The sequence below is a fragment of the Vibrio barjaei genome, from assembly GCF_001639065.2.
GTDB lineage: Bacteria > Pseudomonadota > Gammaproteobacteria > Enterobacterales > Vibrionaceae > Vibrio > Vibrio barjaei.
In genome coordinates this window covers 1-21,396 of sequence record NZ_LQXO02000022.1, presented here as the reverse complement: position 1 = coordinate 21,396, position 21,396 = coordinate 1, and the positions used below count along the sequence as shown (strand labels likewise).

Sequence of the window (21,396 nt, the reverse complement as noted above, 5' to 3'; positions counted from 1 at the left end):
ATTTTTTATTAAGTTAAGTCTATTGAGTGTAGACAAGAATCTCGGTATCTCCACTGGTAATGCCAACAGCTTTAAATAAGACTCAAATAAAAAAAACGCCGCGAAGCTCAGGAGCAGCGGCGTTAAAGACAGGGGGATTTACTCATTAAAATTGGATGCTCACATCGTTCGCTAGGCCGAAGTCTGTAAATCTAATGGCGCCAATAAAGCATCCGATTCCGCAAGCCATTGCTCGACTATGCGATTAAACGCCTCAGGTTGCTCGGCCATAACCCAATGATGCGTGGACAATCCCACCACTTTGTTTCCTTCGATATTCGCCATTTTTCTCTGCCAGGACTTAGAATGAAACATTCCTACTTTTTCTCTCCCGTAGATAAACAAAAATGGCACCTGAATATCCAAAGGAATCGTACCAAGTTCGCGCCTCATAAACGCAGAGCTCCAACGCCAATGGTAAGGATAATTCATTCCTGAATGAACCCGTGATGCTTCACCCGGGGCCCCAAATACATGCGCCATTTTACGTGTCATCCAATCTCCAAGCTTTCCTCCCAAGTTCCATGCAAGCATCAACCAAAGTTGATAACCCAGCAGGATAACTTTAGCTTTTGCCGATAATTGCAAATCCTTAGAGCTTGCATCACCAATATCTACGCCAATAATACGTTCGACCTTCTCAAGGTTTCTCATCGCGTACTGATAGCCAAATACGCAGCCCCAGTCATGAAGAAGTAGCGTCACCGGTTTACCTTCGGAGATTCTGTCAATGATGCTGTCGAAGAGCATCAACATAGTATTCAAGTCATAATACTGACGTGGTTGTCCATGCTCATATCCTGGTAGTGAAAATCTCACACAACGGTAGCGCGACTTGAATCGCTCTACTTGGTGATCCCATAAACGATAGGTATCAGGCCAACCATGTATCATTACAATGGTATGCGCTCCCTCACCTTCAATATGAACATCTATACCCTCGATAACTTGTCGTTGTTGCATTTTTACCTCCTGCCCAGCAGTTAGGGTCAGTTATTGTTATTTATTGATTTAGCATGCAACAACCTATTGAGATAGCATGGCTTTTTTCAATGATTTATCAGTCGGTTTGTCACCCAACCAGACCGATAATAGTGCGCGGCGAAACGCGTCACCTTCCACTAAAACAAGCATTTCACCATTTTTGTAGCTATAAATACCTATTTCAGGTGCACTTACTAAGGTGAATTGGTCACCCTCTGATATATCATTTGCAAAGGTCATTTCAACAAACTGATTAATACTGGAATCTATTGGTGTGGTATTCCCATCCGTCGCATTGTTAAAGCCTTCATTAAGTGCATCAGCTAACTTTTCCTTGGTGATCATGCTAGAAGTAATATTTAACCGTATTGCTGAAGGTTGATCGCCTCTGATGAGTGAAGCGGCCTCGGTAGAAGGCAAAGAGGTGAAAAGCGATCCAACGTACAAATCCATAAAGAACTTACTGCGTACCCCTGCCCCATTGAGCTGTAGTTCCGTCTGTTGAATCGCCAGAGTGTCTGGTACTTCTACGCCACTAACGATTTTTGCGTCGGCGGTAACCGATACCACAGCAGCAAGTAAGGTTATTAATCTCGGAAATTTCATGGTTGCTCCTTGTGACCCCTAGTCCTAGGGGTCATGTGATGGAATTAAGTCTGCGAAAGTTAAAACGCGTAGTTATACTCCAGCCAGAATTTGTCAGATGAACCACTTTCCGAATAACTATGGAAGTTGAGACGCAAATTTTGGCGATTGGTGATCTGATAACCTAGGGTCAGTTCAATTTGCTGCGGGCTGAGTTCTAAACCGCCCTCAGAAACAGGAGCATCCCAGCTCTTACCACCAAACGCATCGGTATAAGTCCATGCACCTAATATCCACCAAGTGTCGTTAAACTTATAGCGCCCATATACTTTTACGGAGTAGATGGTAGAAGCCCAATCAATACCGCTACTGCTCAGGTTATTGGCAGCAACCAATCCCGGGTCATAGCTAGCAAGTTTACTGGTGTTATCTTCCATAATTACTCCTCCAGCCATCAGCACTGGCCAGATAAAGGCGTTATCACCAATCGGTAATGTTGCCACCGCACCCGCTTGTACTACTGCTGTTTGACCATAGAATGGGTGATCTTTGACGACCGCATCGACCATATGTCCTAAACCATTAGTTGTGTTTACCGAACCATAACGAAAACGGTAATTTCGATTAGTCGTTTTGTCGTTCATTTGAGGAACCACCATTCCCCCCATGACCGTTGTACCAGAGAACTTAGGCGCCCCTCCTTCTTGGTCGAATACATCGTTAAACTCTAGAATGAACCCCGACTTACGATCGGCATTCGGGTCAGACAACATGTACATGGCTTTAAGGTTCATTCCTTCGTTGCCATACCCCACGCCGAGTGCGGTATATGCTTCGGTTGGACTCGACATGTCAATTTGCTGTTCACTCTTTTCATCAGCAAGCACAGCACCAGAACAAACAAGAGCGATTGAGGTCATTGGAATTAGGTAAGATTTCATAATTAGGCTCCACTACAATATTTAGTCATACAATTGATTTATTTAATATTTTTATAGTTAGGAAAGAACTGACGCTATGCGCTGTTCGCGCGTTTTTCTAAAGAACAACCAGGCATAGATACCGTTTGCCACAAAGCTCGCCAATCCCGCTAATAACATGAGCTCATCGTTGCGCGGCAGCACCACCACGTTGCTTTCGTACATAAATGGACAACTGAAGTAATACATGAAGGAACCCGCAAGCGTGAAGGCGCGCGCCTGCAACCAAGTACCTTTCTTGATAAACAGTGATGGCAAGGTCGCCGCCACCAGAACCATGGCCTGTGCTGTGGCACTGCCAGGGAAGTTGAGGTAAACAAACACGATGTTCCAGATGTCGTAAGCGATGATCCAAAACGTGGTCATAGCAGGCCACACCATGTCTCTTTGTTTCGATTTGTCAGCGTGGATCTGTGCCCAACCCGCCAGAGTGATGATGGAGAGCAAACCACCAGTCGCATTCAGAATGTTGGCCATGTTGCCCATGGTGAAATCTTGCAGCACCGCTTCTGAAATATTCAGCGCCAAGAACGCAGCGGCGCCAAAACGTGCCCACTTTTTATCGCCAATAGGAGTAAATCGGATAAGAGTAAACAGCGCGGCGGCACCGACTACCGAGTAAAGCTTGACCCACTTGAACCAGTAGGTAACGCCATAACTACTAAATAGTGGAATTAGTGCAATCGGCAGTACGAACCAAAGTAGGTAGTTCGCCCACTTCACATGACGGCAAAGCTCATTGAGTGCAATCAAGCCAACCAGGACAAACAACACATGCAGATAAGCACGGGTTTGATACAGTTTATGGAAGTTGCAATGATTGCCATCCTTGGTAAAGCGCATCTGATCGCGATCGGTATACGCAAAAGTAGCGTTATCAAAGTCCGTGATCTCATCGCCAGCATTGCTGCGGATCATGACTTGACCCTCTTCAATATGCCAATTCTGAACTTCGGTCTTGTTAAAGCCACCAGACTGTCTAAGCACTTTGACTTTGCCGTCCGCTAGGAACTCAAGGCGATAAAACAGACTGCCCTCGCCAGGGTCGCCATCAAAAGTCCCTTGCCAAGTTTCGCCAATAAGTTGTTGTTCGTTATAGCCTTGGTCGGCGGCTGCAAGCGGAGACATAAACGCCGCGCACAGTAGTACCAACAACGCCAAAATCTGTGTTGTTAATCTTTTCATACCATCACCTGTGTCAGGTTTTGAAGTGGTGGCCTAATGACGTCCTCATCAACTAGGCCACCGGGGGAGAGCCCTTAAGCTATTTGCCTATAAGCTATTTGCCTCTAGGCAATCTGCTTCCTACTATTTGGCTAGCGCCACTTTGTCGGGAGCTTCGTCATACTCATTGACGCAGTCCGTTTTCAATGGAGGCTGGTTGTCGCCATACGGTGGCTCCTTCTGCTCGCGCTGCTTTTTGAAGTACCAAATGACAAATGGAATGTGCATCGCAAGGTTGATAGCACCCCACCAATAAAGCACGCTTTCGTTACGCCACGCGCTGGAGTCCATGACAGGGGTAAATACATCGTGAATAGCCCGCACGAAGATGTGAAACGCCAGCGTATAAACACGAGCAATGATGTATAGCTCTGGACGTTTTTTGATGACGGGATATAGCTCAGCAGCAATCAAAATACAGAATGAGCTAGCGAAGTAGCCGGTATTCTCACCATACACAAACGCAAGATTCCACGTGGTGTATAGGAAGTTCCAAGCAGCAGTGGAATAGAACAGCAGATCATTTGGCTTATCTTTCGAGATAAGCCAGTATTGTCGCACTCCGTTCTTGTAGCGTGGGAAAGGGATGGTGATGCATAAAATCACGCCACAGATAAAGTTGAAGTAGTTGCCGGTTACCAGATCTTTCAGTGTCGCTTCAGCAATATTGAGAAATAGCACTCCGTACAGTACTTTCAATACCCAGTCACCACGAAAGAAACGTAATATCGCGTTAGGGTTCTCTCGGTAGTACCAAGCGAGGCGAGCAAGGCCGACCACCAAGGCCGTAGGAATAAGCACACTCACTGTTTTTGCCCAGCGGAACCAGCCATCCAACTGTTCAACCCACAATGGCGCAGTAAATAAAGTTGCAATCCAAATAAAGGCGGTTAACCGGGGTGTCCGGCGCATGCCTTCGATGAGTAGTAGCAAAAAGACTATATACGAAGACATAGATACCACGTAATGCCAGGTTGGTATGTCCATAATACCTCCACGTTATTTTTATATAAAACTAATATTCAACCAAAAACTCACACTATTATTCTTATTTATCAACGCCTTAAACTAGAGCATTTACTCTATGTTTGAGTAATTACTCTAATTTTATTTCATGTTACATGTTGAGATCTTTTTCACGTTTTCAAAAATGGAAGCTAAGGTTGATGGTGATTTTTTAAGCTAATCACACAAACTCTATGAGGTTTATATAAAGCTGTGACCGGATTCACAGAAAGTTTTCAGACGAATGATTGGAGGAGTAAGAAAGTGGCGTTGAACCGCCTAGAAATTCTAGGGAATGGCTGGAGAGGGACAACTATATGTTTACACTGAAGTTACGATAGAAAGGAAAGGAGCAACTTCGAGTTCTAACGTTAAGTTGGAGACTGATATTTAAGTTTCAGCTTAGTGAGTACTACTTTGCCTTTGTCGGTACTATAAGGCCATAGTAATACGATAAACTTACCAACACCTCGATTAACATCTGCTTTAGTGATCGATTTGCTTACTGAGTTTGCCATTAAGTAACTAACCCAAAAGCCACCAACTACACGCATCAGCTCAATCAACTCATCAATCTGGCTATCGTCGATAATAATAAACCCATCACGACGTAAATTGAGCACTGACTCACGGGCTCTAGCAACCAAAATATCGTGCGCTTGCAAGTAATCCCTATGCAGAGATTTGTCTCGCATTACTATTTCAGGCATGCTGGCATGAAAGAATCGAAATCGCCAAATACTACCAAACACTTCTTCACAATATCGCTGTAAGTAAACTTCGGCGGGTGTATCACTAGATACTGGCACAAAGGATTCACGCACATAAGTAATGTATTCACCAAAAATCGATTTGATGATGTCTTCTTTATTGCGAAAGTAGTAGTAGAGATTACCAGGACTCATACCTAAGTGGGCAGCAATATGGTTGGTAGTAATGACGCGCTCGCCTTTTTCATTAAATAGCTTCAAGCTGGCTTGGATAATTTTGTCTCGGGTTTTCATACTCAATTACGAACCGGCCTCGCTCACGAGGCTTTACTTGCGTTGTACTGGAAAACAAAAGCCCCAACAATTTGCTGGGGCTTTTGTACTCTTAACCTTGATACTTATAGAATACCGTTGAAAGCGGTGGTAAGCGTAATGACAACGATTGTGGTTGTGCTTCACTTTCCATTTGCTCAGTCAATGCAGTTTGCATCGCACCAAACCCACTACCAGCATAGATAGAGTCATCGGTATTTAACATCAGCTCATACTTACCTGCTAACGGCACACCTAAGCGGAAAGCTTCATGGGGTACAGGGGTAAAGTTACTGATCACTAACATACGTTCGCCTTCTTCACTGATACGTTCATGAGCGAGAATACTCGCTTCTGCCGCATCTTGAAGACGCCACTCAAAACCTTTAGGCTCTGAGTCGAGTTCGAACAATGATTTCTCATTACGATACAGTTTATTTAAGTCACGCGTTAGAGCTTGCACACCCTGATGACGATCATAGTCAAGCAAGAACCACTGTAACTGGTCATCGTGGTTCCACTCACCAGTTTGGCCAAACTCTGCACCCATGAAGTTAAGCTTCTTGCCCGGTTGCGCATACATGTAGCCTAAATACGCTCGTAAGTTGGCAGTTTGCTGCCACTCATCACCCGGCATTTTATTGTGAATGGAGTGCTTACCGTATACCACTTCATCGTGTGATAGTGAAAGAACATAGTTCTCACTATGGGCATAAACAAGCGGGAACGTGATGGTATCGTGATGGTATTTTCGGTTAATAGGATCTTCTTGAATATAAGAAAGACTGTCGTGCATCCATCCCATATTCCATTTAAACCCAAAGCCTAAACCACCCATAAAAGTCGGAGCCGATACGCCTGGGAATGCGGTCGATTCTTCAGCAATGGTCATCGCATTCGGGAAGTGCTTGTAGACTTCTTCATTCACCCACTTAAGAGTTGCGATAGCATCGTAATTTTCGCGACCGCCATCGACGTTTGGAATCCATTGATCGTGGCTACGCGAGTAGTCTAGGTACAACATCGACGCAACGGCATCAACGCGAATACCATCAATATGGAACTGCTCGAACCAATAAAGCGCATTAGACACTAAAAAGCGACGAACATGTTCACGACCTAAATCGTAAATATAAGAATTCCAATCTTGGTGCCAGCCGCGACGCGGATCAGGATCGTGGAATAGAGGCGTACCATCGAAATTCGCCAAGCCATGCTCATCTGATGGGAAGTGAGCAGGTACCCAATCCAGAACAACACCTAAGCCTGCTTGGTGGCACTGATCTACGAAATACTTAAAGTCATCTGGGGAACCAAAGCGGCTCGTCGGTGCAAATAACCCGACTGGTTGATAGCCCCAAGAGCCGTAGAATGGGTGTTCAGACACTGGCATTAGCTCAACATGGGTATAACCCATATCGGTCAAATAAGGGATAAGTTCGGTGGCCAATTCACGATAAGTCAGGAAATCGCCATTGTCATTGCGCTTCCACGAACCTGCATGCAACTCATAAAACGACAGCGCCTCTTTACGCTTTTCGGTGACAGGTCGAGATTGCCACTTTTCGTCTTGCCAATCGTAGCGGTTATGATTGTAAGTCACTGATGAAAAAGAAGGGTATTGCTCGGAGTAGAAGCCCCAAGGATCCGCTTTATGCGGTAAGCCTTCACCATTCGGTCCTTTCAATTCAAATTTGTATTGTGCTCCTTCTGGCAGATTTGGAATAAAAATACCCCAAATTCCATAATCCAATCGCTGCATTGGATTACGACGCCCATCCCAAGCATTGAAGCTACCTACTAAACTGACCGCTGTAGCATGTGGGGCATAAACCAAAAAGCGTGTTCCCTCAATGTTCTCACCGTCTCGTTCAAGCGAGATAAACTGTGAGCCCATGTGGTGATACATCTCTTTTGGTGTATGTAACTCATCGTATTCAGCGTACAAAGCGTGATATTGGTATGGGTCATCCAGCATTTGTTCAGTACCATTCCAATCTACCGCTAACTGATAGTGAGTAAATCGCAGATCCAAATCAGATTTGAGAACAAAACCTGACGCCTCATCTCTAACCATCGATAGTCTTTCACCTGATGCTAGTTCAACGGCTACCCCATCGGCACCTGGCATCCATACTCTTAAGGCAATACCTTCTTCCTGTAGATAAGGTCCTAAGAATGAAAATGGATCAGCAAACGATGCACTCGAGAGTTGATCGTACGCCTGTTTTAGTTTTTTAAGCCCTTTATTATTCAACGTTCATCTCCCTCGACCTTAAATAGCCCCATGATTATTTTTTCGAAACCAATCGTTGGTTTCACTGACGTTTGAGGCACTATAAAAAAGCCCGCAAAGCGCGGGCTACCAGCAAGGTTTCATTGTACTTGATTGCACCTATACGGGAAGTGATTTAACCCTAATTTTCGGGTGCAATACGGTATTTTTACGCACTTCTTTACAATATAAATCCCAATAGTGACAAGCGATAAAAAGAAAAGCACGACTCCCAGAGATGACAGAACAAATCTCTGACGAAGCCGTGCTTGATTAGCGATTTTTTGGCGGATTATTTGCTTGCGTTAGCGCGCACTTCCGTTAGACGTTTCGCGATACGATTAATCCCTTCTTGAGTAAAGATTTCCTCAAGGTTCATCGACAGTTTGCGACGCCAGTTCGGATACTCATTCACTGTTCCAGGAATGTTAACTGGCTTATCCATTTCTAACCAATCTTCAAGCTGGACACTCAATAGCGTTGATGCGCCCGCAGCAACATGCAGCTGAAGTGCTTCACTTAAATAAGCGTCCATCGGCACTAGGCTCGCATCACGACCAACACCTTCTGGTAGATAACCGTGCCATGCTACGCTATCAAGAATGCCTTGTTTACATTCCAGACGGTCATCAAACAAGCCTTCAAGTTGCTCTTTATCGGGGTAAAGACCAATCTCGCTACCCATTTTTAGGTCGTCACAATGCCAGAAACCACGTAATGTCGGCATGTCATGCGTACATAGTGCTGACATTGACTGATCGGCGTAGTGCGCTGGTGAAATGAAACCACCGTCTTCTGCTGTTTCGAAGAAGAACACCTTGTACGAGTGGACACCTGCTTCACGAAGGATTTCAACAATCTCGTCAGGCACCGTACCTAAATCTTCACCAATCACACTACATTGATGGCGATGTGATTCAAGCGCTAAGATGGCTAACATGTCTTCCACTGGATAGTAGATATAAGCACCTTTAGTGGCGTTTTCACCTTTTGGAATCCACCATAGACGCAACAAGCCTAGTACGTGGTCAATACGCAATGAACCGCAATGTTTCATGTTAGCGCGCAGTAACTTGATGTAGGCATCATAGGACGTCGCTTGCAATACTTGCGGGTTCAGTGGTGGTAGACCCCAGTTTTGACCTAGCGGACCGAGAATATCAGGTGGAGCACCAATGCTTGCATCCATCACAAGGTTGCCATTGTCTGCCCAAGTTTCAGAGCCAGAATCTGCAACGCCAACGGCCAAGTCACGATATAGACCTACAGCCATGCCTTTTTCTTCGGCAAGCGCTTGTGCTTCGTTGATTTGAACGTCAGCGATCCACTGTAAGTACATGTAAAGCTGAACTTTATCGCGGTTATCAGCAATAAATTTCTGAGTCGCGCCATTCTCAAAACGGCGATATTTCTCAGGGAATACAGGCCAACCCCAAACACTTGAATCTTCCGCGTGCAATTCGGCATGAATCGCGTCAAATGCCGCCTGATGTAGAAGGCTTTCGCCACCTTCTTCCACAAAATCTAAGAACAATCTTGCACGTTCAGACTGCTTATCTAAATGGCGAGATTTAAACTCTTCAAAAAGAAGAGGTAGCACGCTCATTTTCAGGTCAGCAACTTCAGTGTAGTTAACCCAGTGGGAATCACGTGCCTTCTGAAGGCGAGCTTGGAAGTCAGAGCTACCGACCATTTGCTGGGCATCAGCACTCAATGCGAATTCAGCGACAGAGCTCACATCGATATAAAGTATGTTCAACCAACGACGAGAAGACGGGCTGTAAGGGCTTGCGCCTTCTGGATTAGCTGGGAATAGCGAATGAATTGGGTTTAAACCAACAAAGTCACCACCACGAGCAGCGATGTCGGCCACCAACTGTTTTAGATCACCGAAGTCACCAATACCCCAGTTGTGCTGAGTGCGTAGCGTATAAAGCTGGACACTCGGGCCCCATAGCTTCTTGCCTTGGTCGATGGCACTCTGTTTGAAACAGGCACGTGGCGTGCGAATCAGTGTCATTTCGTAAGGAGCTTTGCGACGCTTACGCTCTAGGTAAAGCTTGTGGTAACCCCATGGTAGGTCACTAGGTAACGAAAATACTAAAGGGCCACCCTCAGCACGCTCATCACGAACGATCTGAGATTGAAGATAGCCTTCAAGTACTTCTCCCTGCTCGGTCTCTAAACGCCAGCTGAAATCGCTTTCACGAGCGCTAACACCTAAATGAAGTTCAACTTCAACCGCGTCCTCGTCTTTAACAACAAGAACTGGTTCAATCACTTCTTTTTTATGCTTTTTCTCAGCAGATTTAAGCAAAGTTTCATCATTTGTGGTGTCATAGCCTAAAGACGCTAGCAGACGAAGAATCGTTTCGTCTTCTACTTTCGCTGGACTGCCCCACGCACTTACGTAGCTGTCGGCTATTTTTGCCATTTCAGCAACTTGTTTTAATGCTGTTTGTTCTGTCATCGCTCTCTCCGAAGGACTTCTTTAACCTTCAAAACGGTAGGGTTAGTGTAATTTTTGATTCGAGCTTATTGTGCCACTCGACAGTCTATTTACGTCATTCCTGCTCATCACGCATTTGCGCAGGCAGAAATCTACTCAAAGTATTCATTATCGCTGTTAGAAGATCCCTGCCTGCGCAGGGATGACGCTAAAACAGAGATGAAGCAATTAAAGCGACCAAGGCACTCTCTGAGCACCTTGGTCATCATGATTAACGAGAAACTGCTTCTAGTTTCCAAATGTTATTCACGTAGTCTCTGATGCTTCGGTCAGAGCTGAACTTACCAACTAGAGCAGTGTTCAAAATCGCTTTCTTAGCCCAGCCTGCTTGGTCACGGTATTGCGCGTCCATCGCTTCGTGTGCTTCAACATAAGAAGCAAAATCAGCAAGACATAGGTAAGGGTCACCGCCATCTAATAGACTATCGTAGGTAGCACGTAATAGACCTGGTTGACCTGGAGTGAACTCATCACCTAGAAGTAGATCTAGAGATGCTTTTAGTAGAGGATCTGCGTTGTAGTAGTCGTAAGGGTTATAGCCCGCCGCCTTCACTTCTTTAACACCGTCAACATCTAGGCCGAAGATGTAGATATTTTCGTCGCCTACTTCTTCACGAATCTCAACGTTCGCACCGTCCATCGTACCAATAGTTAGAGCACCGTTTAGAGCCATCTTCATGTTACCTGTCCCAGATGCCTCTTTACCTGCCATAGAGATTTGTTGAGACACATCTGCTGCAGGGATGATGATCTCAGCCATGCTTACTCGGTAATCAGGGATGAATACCACTTTTAGCTTACCGCCAATACGTGGGTCATTGTTCACTTTCTCAGCAATCTTGTTGATTGCAAAGATGATTTCTTTCGCTAGGTGGTAACCTGGCGCTGCTTTCGCCGCGAAGAACACAACGCGTGGAACCATGTCGAAAGAAGGATCTTTCAGTAGGCGGTGGTAAAGCGCGAGTACGTGTAGAAGATCAAGGTGCTGACGCTTGTACTCGTGTAAACGTTTAATTTGAACATCAAAGATAGCGTTTGTATCTAGCTCGATACCCATGTTCTCAGAAACCCAATCCGCAAGGCGCTGTTTGTTTTGCTTCTTAACAGCCATATATTCCTTCTGGAATTTAGCGTCATCAGCAAACTTAGCGATGCCTTCAAGCTGTTCCAGTTTCGCAGGCCACTCGTCACCGATCTTGTCAGTAATCAGAGCAGATAGACCAGGGTTACAGAACTTCAACCAACGACGAGGCGTAATACCGTTAGTCACGTTATGCAGACGCGTTGGGTACATTGCATCGAACTCTGGGAATAGGTCTTTCTTAACCAATTGAGAGTGAAGTGCAGCTACACCGTTAACCGCGTATGAACCAATAACACATAGGTTCGCCATACGAACCATACGATGGAAGCCTTCTTGGATGATAGACAGTTTCGCTTGCTTCTCACCATCACCAGGCCACATTGCACGAACTTCTTGCAGGAAGCGGTGGTTGATTTCAAAGATGATTTCCATGTGGCGCGGAAGTAGGCGCTGGATTAGCGACTCAGGCCATGTCTCTAGTGCTTCTGGAAGTAGCGTGTGGTTAGTGTATGCGAATGTCTTAGAAGAAATCGCCCACGCGTCATCCCAGCTCATACCTTTCTCATCAAGAAGGATGCGCATTAGCTCAGGAATTGCGATCGTTGGGTGCGTATCGTTAAGCTGAATAGTTTCTTGCTTAGGTAAAGACGCCAGTGTGTAACCTGCCGCTTCGTGACGACGAAGAATGTCGCGAACTGAAGCTGCTGAGTGGAAGTACTGCTGCATTAGACGCAGAGTCTTACCTTTCTCGTGGTTGTCGTTCGGGTATAGAACTTTAGTGATGTTACCCGCGTCAATTAGCGCGTGCTGTGCTTCGAAGTAATCTCCATTATTGAAGCTTGCCAATGAGAATGGTGCAATCGCTTGGCATTCCCAAAGACGTAATGGATAAACGGTATCTGACTCGTAACCAACGATAGGCAGATCCCAAGGCATCGCTTTTACCGTCATGCCCGGAACCCATTTACGAACTTCTTTGCCGTTCTCGCTCACTACTTCAACATGACCGTAGAAGCCGATTTCTTGCGCAAGTTCAGGACGCGCGACTTCCCAAGGATAACCTTCTACACCACGCCATGCGTCTGGTGCTTCTTGTTGACGGCCATCTTTGAATGATTGCTTAAATAGACCGTACTCATAGTGCAGACCATAGCCTACTGTTGGATATTCTTGAGCCGCACATGAATCCATGAAGCAGGCTGCTAGACGACCTAGACCACCATTGCCCAATGAAGGGTCACGCTCTTCTTCAAGAAGGTCTGTCAAGTTATGGCCTAGTTCTGCCATTGCTTCCGTGATTTGCTCATATAGGCCCATGCTGATCAGGTTGTTGCCTGTTAGTCGGCCAATCAAGAATTCTAGAGATAGGTAGTTAACACTTTTCGCTTTTTTGATACGTTCGTCAGCTTCTGTAGCAAGAAGGTCGAAGGTAGTCAGCTCTGCTAACGCACGGCCCATCGCCAAATACCATTGACGCTCAGAAGCGGTCTCGATAGTCGTTGCATAGGTAGCAGATAGGTGCTTTTTAACACTGTCTTGGAAAGAAGCTTTATCAAATTGTTTTTGCTGAGTAGGTTTCATTAAGAAATCTCACTTTAAGTTTTTATCCATCTGTCCCATATCGTGCATGGTGACGTTTCCATAAACATCCTCCTAGTTCCGACTCCATGGAGGATGAGTGAGGAGGGCGTAGAGGGCGTACTCCCCTCCACTTAGTGATCGATCTCCCATTACGGTTAAACATTCTGTTTTTTCAGGTGATAGCGATCACGCCAAGCTCACTTTTCACTCTAAGCGTTAATTAAGAAACATTTGCTATCCCTTATTGGACTAAATACAAATTCTGCTGTTGAGATCACAATTAGCTTCGAAAAAAGCCGCAAATCACAAGGTTTTTTTGTATACATGACAAGCCATTCATACTCTACGCCAAGCAATAAAGGTGACACGAATCACATTTACAAGGCGTAGTAGCTGTGAAAAAAGCTTAAAAATCAAAATATAGCCCTCGATCAATAAATGTAGAGCTCACTCTCTCATACCATCGAATGTGCAATAAAAAGCTTCAGTGACTCGCTCCCTACTCCCTGACGGAGTAGAACATAATAAATTGGTAGGAAATATCTATGTGGATTCCTTCAAAATTGACTCGACCAGGACGCCTACATAACGCAATTGTGCGTCCACGAGTATTGGACCTGCTGGCGCAGGCTCCATTTTATAAGCTTGTACTTTTTCGCTCGCCTGCCGGTTACGGCAAAACAACGATGGCAGCTCAATGGCTGTCAGATAAACCACACGTTGGCTGGTACAGCATCGATGAAAGTGACAACGACCCGTTTCGCTTCGTCAACTACCTATTGCAGGCCATCAACAAAGCCACGAATAACACGTGTCCAAACGCACAAACCTTGGCAGAACGTAGACAATTTTCCTCATTACACTCCCTATTTAGCGAAGTGTTTGCTGAACTGACGAGCTATCACAACGAATGCTACATCGTCCTTGATGACTACCACTTAATCACTGATGAAGAGATTCACGAAGCGATGCGCTTTTTCCTTAAGCACATGCCAGATAATGTTACTCTCGTGGTTACCAGTCGAGGCAACCCTCCTTTAGGCACAGCGAACCTCCGTGTGCGTGACTTAATGATCGAGATTGGCAACGAACTACTCGCTTTCGATACCGAAGAGACCACGCGTTTCTTTAGCCAACGACTCGCTAGCGATATCGATAATGAGACCGCCGACTCATTGCGCACTTATGTTGAAGGCTGGCCATCTGCATTGCAGTTATTTGCACTACAAGCACAACACCAAAAACGTACCCTCGCACAATCTGTCGAGACCATATCTCAATTCAATCATGCACACCTTTGGGATTATTTGGTTGAGGAAGTGTTTGACCTGTTGGATAAAGACACTCGTAAATTCTTGATGCAGTGTTCGGTACTCGATCATTTCAACGACAGTCTAGTCATCGCCCTCACCAAACGTGACGATGCACTTAGCATGATTGAATCTCTTAACCGATTCGGCCTATTTATCTACCCGCTTGAGGGGGAAAATAACTGGTTTAGATTCCACAATCTGTTTGCCGAGTTCTTATCCCACGAACGTAAAGCGCGTATTCCTCAGCAGGAACACGAGCTTCATTTGGCAGCAGCCGAAGCTTGGCTAGAGCAAAAAGTGCCGCACCAAGCACTGCGTCATGCTCAACTGGCTAATAACAGTGAGCTGGTTGCAAAAATCTTAAGCGAGTTTGGCTGGAAGATGTTCAACCAGGGTGAGCTCGCGACTCTGGAAGGAGCCATTGCGGTCCTTACCCAAGACCAATTATATAGCCAGCCCAAACTGTGTATGTTGCAGGCATGGTTGGCGCAAAGTCAGCACCGCTACAACGATGTTGGCGAGCTGATTGCTAAAGCTGACAAAGAAATGGAAGCGCGCAACGTTGAGCGCTCGAAGAAGCAAGAAGGTGAATTCCACGCTCTGCTAGCGCAAGTTGCCATTAACCAAAACTCACCAGAAAAAGCGCTTGAGCTTGCCGAGCAAGCATTGAGTGAACTCGACCACTCTGTATACAGAAGCCGCATCGTGGCAACCTCGGTGGTTGGTGAAGTGAATCACGTCATCGGACAACTTAGCCGTGCTTTGTCAATGATGCAGCAGACTGAAAAGCTAGCGCGTCAGTACCATGTTTATCACCAAGCACTATGGGCCCAGCTTCAGCAGAGTGAAATTCTGATTGCACAAGGCTACGTCCAAGCCGCGTTCGAAATTCAGGATAGCGCACTGAAACTTATCGAAGAACAGCAGTTACATCAAGTTCCATTGCATGAGTTCTTATTGCGTGTTCGTGCACAAGTATTATGGTGCTGGAACCGATTGGATGAAGCTGAAGAGTGTGCTTATAAAGGGCTTGATGTACTTGGCAACCATTCACCGAGCAAGCACCTTCATAGCTACTCGATGATTGCACGCATCGCAATTGGTCGCGGGGAGCTAGATAAAGCCGCTAAATTCATTGAGCAGATCCAACATCTGATGAAACAGTCAACTTACCATGTTGATTGGACCGCAAACGCCTCATTATCACTGCTACTCTACTGGCAAGCACGCGGTGACGTGGACTCAATCGAACAATGGTTAGAAACTGCGATTCGACCAGACAACGCTTGCAACCACTTCGAGCAGCTTCAGTGGCGAAACATCGCTCGTGCTCAAATCAATTTAGGCCAGTTCGAGCAAGCACAGCAGACTCTAGACTATCTTAATGACAAGGCAGAAGCCCACCAGTTAGTGACCGATCGCAACCGAAACTTGATTGTGGAAGCGGTACTCAATGTGCAAAACCAGGATGAAGAGACCGCCAAAGCACTGCTAAAAGAAGCGTTAGTCTTAACGAATCAAACTGGCATGATCGGCAATTTCTTGGTCGACGGTGCCACCATCGGCCATCTGCTTGAGAAACTGGTCTCTAAGTCTGAATTGGGTGACTTGGAGCGTCATCGCGCACAACTATTGATGAAAGACATCAATACAACGCAGCGTAGCCGTTCTGTCCACTTTAACGAAGAGTTTGTGGAAAAGTTAATCAACCACCCGAATATCCCTGAGTTAGTACGCACTAGCCCTCTAACCCAAAGAGAATGGCAGGTTCTTGGTTTGATATATTCCGGGTTCAGTAACGAGCAAATTGCTCAAGAGCTGGATGTCGCAGGTACGACAATCAAAACACATATTCGTAATTTGTATCAGAAGCTCAATATCGCAAACCGTAAGGAAGCAATCAGCACCGCTGAGAATCTATTGCAGTTGATGGGGTATTAGTAGCAAGCCAGCCTACAAACAAAGCCCGAGCGTATAGTTCATACACTCGGGCTTTTTCATAAAATCCTTCTTGATACAGTTTAATCTACACCGTATAAGCACATTCAAAATAAATCAATTTTACATTTATTGGAATATTTTGTTTCATTTATTATATTTTATTAGTATATTAATTGTACAGAATCCGTTGCGAGACTCAGTGCTTGTAACGTCAGATCTTACCCCTAGAACCACAAACGTAGAGGAGAGCATGTATGGATTTCCAATCAAACCATCACCAACAAGAACATTGCTTAATTAACACTTCTACTTCTGAGGTGATTCGTGGCAGTATCTTTGAATTAGCACAACAACTAGGCTGTCGCGTGGAAACTATTCAGGCTTTAGTCCTTAACGCAAAATCGAATAACAAGTATTGGGGACAGAATGGGTTTTCAGGGTACGAGCTGGTACATATATGATGAATAGTAAAAAGCCAGTGAGAACCTCTGGCTTTTGATTGCCCTAGTAAATCATATGGTTAAGAGCTCTCTGACTTCACATAATAGCCCACAGCGACAAGTTTATTGTCGATCACACGGTAGTATGTGTGTTTGGTTTCAACTTTGTTCGACTGAGGGTTCAACCATTTATAGGTATAAACGCCGCGTCCATTTTCCTTAGCTAGAGTCAGTAATTCGGTGAGAATAGGTTTGTTATCTGGGCTTAGGATCTCTTCATGTGAGCGGCCCACTAATTCAGGAGACGCGCCATGAGCAAGAAACTTACCCGAATTCATATCCATCACAAATACGTATAAATCCCCCTCCACGAAACTACCGTCGGTGTCGTTAAACTCATCGATACTTTTCTGCTCAGATTCCACCATGGCTTTCATTGCCCTAGCCAGCAATCGTTTCGCCTCAGCTGCACTGGAACGTTCGGGGTAATAGCCCACAGCAACTATTACATCACCGACACGTTCAAAGAACGTAGTTTTGGGCTCCCCCATACGGTCGGTAGGATTAGCCCAGTTGTACTTCACTTCACCGTAACCATCATGTACCGCTTTCGTGATCATCTCTCGGAAAAACGGCTTACCGTAAACATCTTGAGTATCAAGCACACTGTCACCAACCAACACCATGGACGAACCTCCACTGGCGAGAAATTCGCCATCAATACCTAAGGCAAAGACATAGAGCTCACCATCAATGTATTCAGGGTCACTCATGAAATCTTTAACACTCTTATCCCCTTCGGTTTGTACATGTATCACCGCTTTGGCCAACAAGGTTTTGGCACGCTTTTCTGCGTCACTAGCAACATGAGGCTCAGTAATTTCCAAGACATTGACCGCAGTGCTGCTTTCAGCTCTTACAACAAAACTCGTTAACATGCCGGACAAGGCACAACCTATCACCATCAGTTTCAATACGTTCATGGATATCTCTCCTAATAGCCGACTAATGACGGAAGCCACAGTGTAATTTGTGGGAAGAAGGCAATCACAAACACGCCAATTACCGAAGCCAGCACAAATGGGTGGATCTTCGCGGTAATCTGCTCCACCGTGGCTCCACCAATCCCTGAGGCGACAAAAATGTTCTCCCCGAGAGGTGGCGTCGCAAACCCTATTGATAACGTACATACCACAACAATACCTACATGAGTTGGATCAGCGCCAAGCATATACATAATGGGCAACAAAACAGGCACGATAATCATGATTGCCGCTAACGTTTCCATAAACATGCCGATAAACAGCAGTAAGATGATAGTTAATGCCCAAACAAGATACATATTGTCGGTAAAGCCAAGTAATGACTCAGCGACCACTACTGGAATCTTTTGCTCAATCAATAAGCGACCAAACACGGTTGCCGCGAATAAGATCAAAAGGACGCGCCCAGTAATCCATGTTGTTGTCGACAAGGATTTAAGGATATTTTTGAATGACAGTTCGCGGTGAATAAATAAACCAACAAATAGTGAGTAGAAAATAGCAACCACCGCAGACTCTGTTGGAGTAAACATACCGCTGTAAATACCACCGAGAATTAAAAATGGCGCTAATATTGACCAAAGTCCGCGACGTAATGAATGTCGAATCTCACCAAAAGACCAGTTTTCAGTCAGCCCTTGATAGCCTTGTTTTTTGGCAATCATGTAATTGGTGAACACCAAGGTTGATGCCATGATCAAGCCTGGGATTACGCCTGCGACAAACAGTTTAGGAATTGACAGCGAGGCAAACTGCCCGTGCTGAGCAATGGCCTCTGGCGGTGCCATCAAACCCATTGCAGAGATACCGAAGATGACCAAAGGAATCGACGGTGGGATAATGATCCCAAGTCCGCCGGAGGCCGCGGTAACCGCGGAAGCATAACTTTTTTCATAATCACGCTTCACCATAGCCGGTACCATTAACATACCTACCGCAGCAGTGGTTGCGGGTCCAGAGCCAGAGATGGCACCAAAGAACAGACACGCCATCACGGTTGCCGCTCCAAGCCCGCCGGTTACAGGCCCAGCTAAGCTTTCGGCAATGTCCACCAAGCGTTTGGAAATGCCAGCAGCTTCCATCAAAGCACCAGCCAGTACAAACGATGGTAATGCCATCAACGGGAAGTTACCCACTGAGGTAAACGCAATTTGCACAAGTGCAATCGGATTTTTATCCAGTATCAAATACGCAGCCATGGAGGCACCTGCGAGCGATACGGTAATTGGTGCGCCAAGGATTAACAGCGTTAAAAAGCCACCAAATAAGATTAGAGTTAAATAGGATTCCATAATTACATCTCTCTGTTACGACTATGGCAGTGACTTTTGAGCAGTCATTTTTCGAAGCTCTTTTACTTCAGGGTCTTCATTTTGAGCCCCTTTGAATAAACGCTCATAATTGTTCCAAATGATTCGAACCATCATTAGGGAAAAAGCTATCGGCAAAATCATGTAGAAGTACTTCATTGGGATGCCAGTCGTTTGCGATTTCCAAAATAGATTCATTTTGTTGAAAACAAAGTCGTAACTGAGGTAAACAAAGTAACCGTTGAACAGAAGCCATAAGAAATCTGCGATGGTTTCACTGATGGTCTGAACAATGGGTGGAAAGAACTTGAAGTGGAAACTTACTCGGTTATGAGCGGACATTTTCGCGGCAACCACCGCACCTAAATAAGCGAACCAAACAAACATGTAGGTGGCAACTTCATCACCCCAAGGAATGGAATAGTCAAACAACTGACGAGATAAAATTTGAGTGAACAGCAGTAAGACAAAGCTCGCTAGTAGTAAACAACAGGTGTACTCCTCAATGTTGTTTAGGTGTTTTCTAATTATTTTAGCGACTGACATATAACCTCCAATGTTGATTTTCACATGACAACCAGTCGCTCAATATGTATGAACAGATAAACGAGTAAAGCCATGCAAAAACCCTATCTATCAGGTCACCAATAGATAGGGCGTAACTATTCGTTATTGTCTACCCAGTAGCTCAAGAACGTTGTCTAGCTTCTCTTTACCTCCGATGCTTGAGTAGAATTTTGGCCAGACAGACGTCGTGACTTTCTCGATCCATTCTTTTTCACCATTCGCTGGGTCGGTAAATACCATGCCTTTGTCTTCAAGGTCTTTACGAATCTTGCTCTCAGTTTGCTCTAGATAAGCAAAGCTATGCTCTGTCGCCTCTTGCCCTGCTTCCAAAATGGTCTTTTGCATCTCTGGAGTTTGTTGCTGGAACACAGTCTCACTGACGATGAGTGGCTCAAGTGAAAAGATGTAGCGAATATTAGTGACGTACTTTTGTACCTCATTAAATTTCATCGCATACACCGTGATGTACGGGTTATCTTGACCATCCACTACACCCTGTTGCAGACCGGTAAAGGTTTCAGACCACGCCATTGGTGTTGGGTTTACACCCCATGCTTGATAAGAAGCGATCATGATTTCGTTACGAGGAACGCGAATAACCAGCCCTTTTAAGTCTTCTGGTGAAGCCACTGGTTTCTTCGAGTTGGTCAAGACTCTAAAGCCTGAGTACGCCCAACCTACAATGCGAACGCCTGCATCACGAATGGTGTTTTCAACCAGTTCCTGACCAACCTGACCTTGTGTCAATAGCACTGCTTCTTCAGGACTTTGAATCACATATGGCATGGTTAGTAGGCCAACCGTTGGTGAGAAGGGCGTTACGTTGTTTATAGCTAGAACAGAGAAGTCTAATAGACCGATAGCCGCATCATTGACGGTGTCTTGTTCATTACCCAATTGTCCATTTGGGAATAGGTCAATCTTAACTTTGCCATCCGTCTTTTTCTCCATTAGCTCGGAGAACGTTGTGGCTAGTTCCCATTGCGTTCCACCAGCGGCATCGCCAATAGCCATTTTGAAATTTGCAGCCGCAGCCGTATATGAGAACACTGCCGTCGCCGCAATTGTCATGCCTGCAATGATTTTGTTTTTAATAAGTTTCATAGTCTTAACCTTTAATATCGTACAGACATCCGCTCTGTACTTTGCTCACAAGGTGACCTGGTACAACTTTCCTGGTCGTCATTATTTCCCTATTTTGGAAACATGTTTTGAGTGTCACAGCACCTCATCCTTTAGCGAATACCACTGGTAAAGGAATCGCTGTCCTACTCGTCGAAATGGTGCAAACATCTCTGACTCCACCACTTCCCTCACGTTTGGAAACGGAAGTTTTGATTCGAATATGGGTAAATCCAGTTTGTGTCCTTCTCCGCCAATCCATTGAGCCAGACGTTTACCGGCTTGTGCGGAATACATCACACCATTACCGCCGTAACCTAAGGCGGAGAATATGGATTGCGATGGGGTGGGCTGATAGATTCTTGGCATCAT

General features: G+C 45.3%; 15 protein-coding genes and 1 pseudogene. 2 read left to right on the top strand and 14 right to left on the bottom strand.

Annotated elements, in window-relative coordinates; genetic code table 11:
* Window positions 1–171 precede the first annotated feature (171 nt).
* The 9 genes from AWH66_RS10715 to AWH66_RS10675 all read right to left on the bottom strand — a co-directional run bounded on the left by AWH66_RS10715 (window position 172) and on the right by AWH66_RS10675 (window position 13,288).
* Window positions 172–1,002: an alpha/beta fold hydrolase gene (locus AWH66_RS10715; RefSeq protein ID WP_063602959.1), complete on the bottom strand. Its 831-nt coding sequence runs from the start codon at window positions 1,000–1,002 to the stop codon at window positions 172–174.
* 63 nt (window positions 1,003–1,065) lie between these two features.
* The gene (locus tag AWH66_RS10710) at window positions 1,066–1,629 is read right to left on the bottom strand and encodes a chalcone isomerase family protein (RefSeq protein ID WP_063602958.1); all 564 of its coding nucleotides are present in this window, start codon (window positions 1,627–1,629) and stop codon (window positions 1,066–1,068) included.
* A gap of 59 nt (window positions 1,630–1,688) precedes the next feature.
* Window positions 1,689–2,549: a hypothetical protein gene (locus AWH66_RS10705; protein WP_006069842.1), complete on the bottom strand. Its 861-nt coding sequence runs from the start codon at window positions 2,547–2,549 to the stop codon at window positions 1,689–1,691.
* 57 nt (window positions 2,550–2,606) lie between these two features.
* The gene (locus AWH66_RS10700) at window positions 2,607–3,773 is read right to left on the bottom strand and encodes a DUF5692 family protein (protein ID WP_006069841.1); all 1,167 of its coding nucleotides are present in this window, start codon (window positions 3,771–3,773) and stop codon (window positions 2,607–2,609) included.
* A 123-nt stretch (window positions 3,774–3,896) separates the two neighbouring features.
* Window positions 3,897–4,799 (bottom strand): hypothetical protein, encoded by a 903-nt coding sequence (locus AWH66_RS10695; protein ID WP_006069840.1) that lies wholly within the window; start codon window positions 4,797–4,799, stop codon window positions 3,897–3,899.
* A gap of 389 nt (window positions 4,800–5,188) precedes the next feature.
* Entirely contained in the window at window positions 5,189–5,821 is a 633-nt protein-coding gene (locus tag AWH66_RS10690) for a TetR/AcrR family transcriptional regulator (RefSeq protein ID WP_063602957.1), read from the bottom strand.
* Between the two features lie 91 nt (window positions 5,822–5,912).
* Window positions 5,913–8,096: a 1,4-alpha-glucan branching protein GlgB gene (gene glgB, locus AWH66_RS10685; RefSeq protein WP_063602956.1), complete on the bottom strand. Its 2,184-nt coding sequence runs from the start codon at window positions 8,094–8,096 to the stop codon at window positions 5,913–5,915.
* A gap of 310 nt (window positions 8,097–8,406) precedes the next feature.
* Entirely contained in the window at window positions 8,407–10,584 is a 2,178-nt protein-coding gene (malQ, locus tag AWH66_RS10680) for a 4-alpha-glucanotransferase (RefSeq protein WP_063602955.1), read from the bottom strand.
* A 250-nt stretch (window positions 10,585–10,834) separates the two neighbouring features.
* Window positions 10,835–13,288, bottom strand: a complete 2,454-nt coding sequence (locus tag AWH66_RS10675; protein WP_063602954.1) for a glycogen/starch/alpha-glucan phosphorylase — start codon at window positions 13,286–13,288, stop codon at window positions 10,835–10,837.
* A gap of 545 nt (window positions 13,289–13,833) precedes the next feature.
* Here AWH66_RS10675 and malT point away from each other — a divergent pair.
* Both malT and AWH66_RS10665 read left to right on the top strand, forming a co-directional pair.
* The gene (malT, locus tag AWH66_RS10670) at window positions 13,834–16,542 is read left to right on the top strand and encodes an HTH-type transcriptional regulator MalT (RefSeq protein ID WP_063602953.1); all 2,709 of its coding nucleotides are present in this window, start codon (window positions 13,834–13,836) and stop codon (window positions 16,540–16,542) included.
* A 254-nt stretch (window positions 16,543–16,796) separates the two neighbouring features.
* Window positions 16,797–17,003, top strand: coding sequence for a hypothetical protein (locus AWH66_RS10665; protein ID WP_063602952.1), 207 nt, complete (start codon window positions 16,797–16,799; stop codon window positions 17,001–17,003).
* Window positions 17,004–17,062: 59 nt separating this feature from the next.
* Here the strand turns inward: AWH66_RS10665 and AWH66_RS10660 are convergent, their stop codons facing one another.
* The 5 genes and pseudogenes from AWH66_RS10660 to AWH66_RS10640 form a co-directional block, all read right to left on the bottom strand.
* Window positions 17,063–17,965 (bottom strand): cache domain-containing protein, encoded by a 903-nt coding sequence (locus tag AWH66_RS10660; protein ID WP_063602951.1) that lies wholly within the window; start codon window positions 17,963–17,965, stop codon window positions 17,063–17,065.
* A gap of 11 nt (window positions 17,966–17,976) precedes the next feature.
* Entirely contained in the window at window positions 17,977–19,317 is a 1,341-nt protein-coding gene (locus tag AWH66_RS10655; RefSeq protein ID WP_006069828.1) for a TRAP transporter large permease, read from the bottom strand.
* A gap of 21 nt (window positions 19,318–19,338) precedes the next feature.
* Window positions 19,339–19,881 (bottom strand): TRAP transporter small permease, encoded by a 543-nt coding sequence (locus AWH66_RS10650; RefSeq protein WP_006069827.1) that lies wholly within the window; start codon window positions 19,879–19,881, stop codon window positions 19,339–19,341.
* Between the two features lie 123 nt (window positions 19,882–20,004).
* A complete protein-coding gene (locus AWH66_RS10645; protein WP_006069826.1) occupies window positions 20,005–21,006 on the bottom strand; it encodes a TRAP transporter substrate-binding protein in 1,002 nt (333 codons plus the stop codon).
* 114 nt (window positions 21,007–21,120) lie between these two features.
* Window positions 21,121–21,396 (bottom strand): annotated as a pseudogene (locus AWH66_RS10640) (FAD-binding oxidoreductase); the annotation flags it as partial.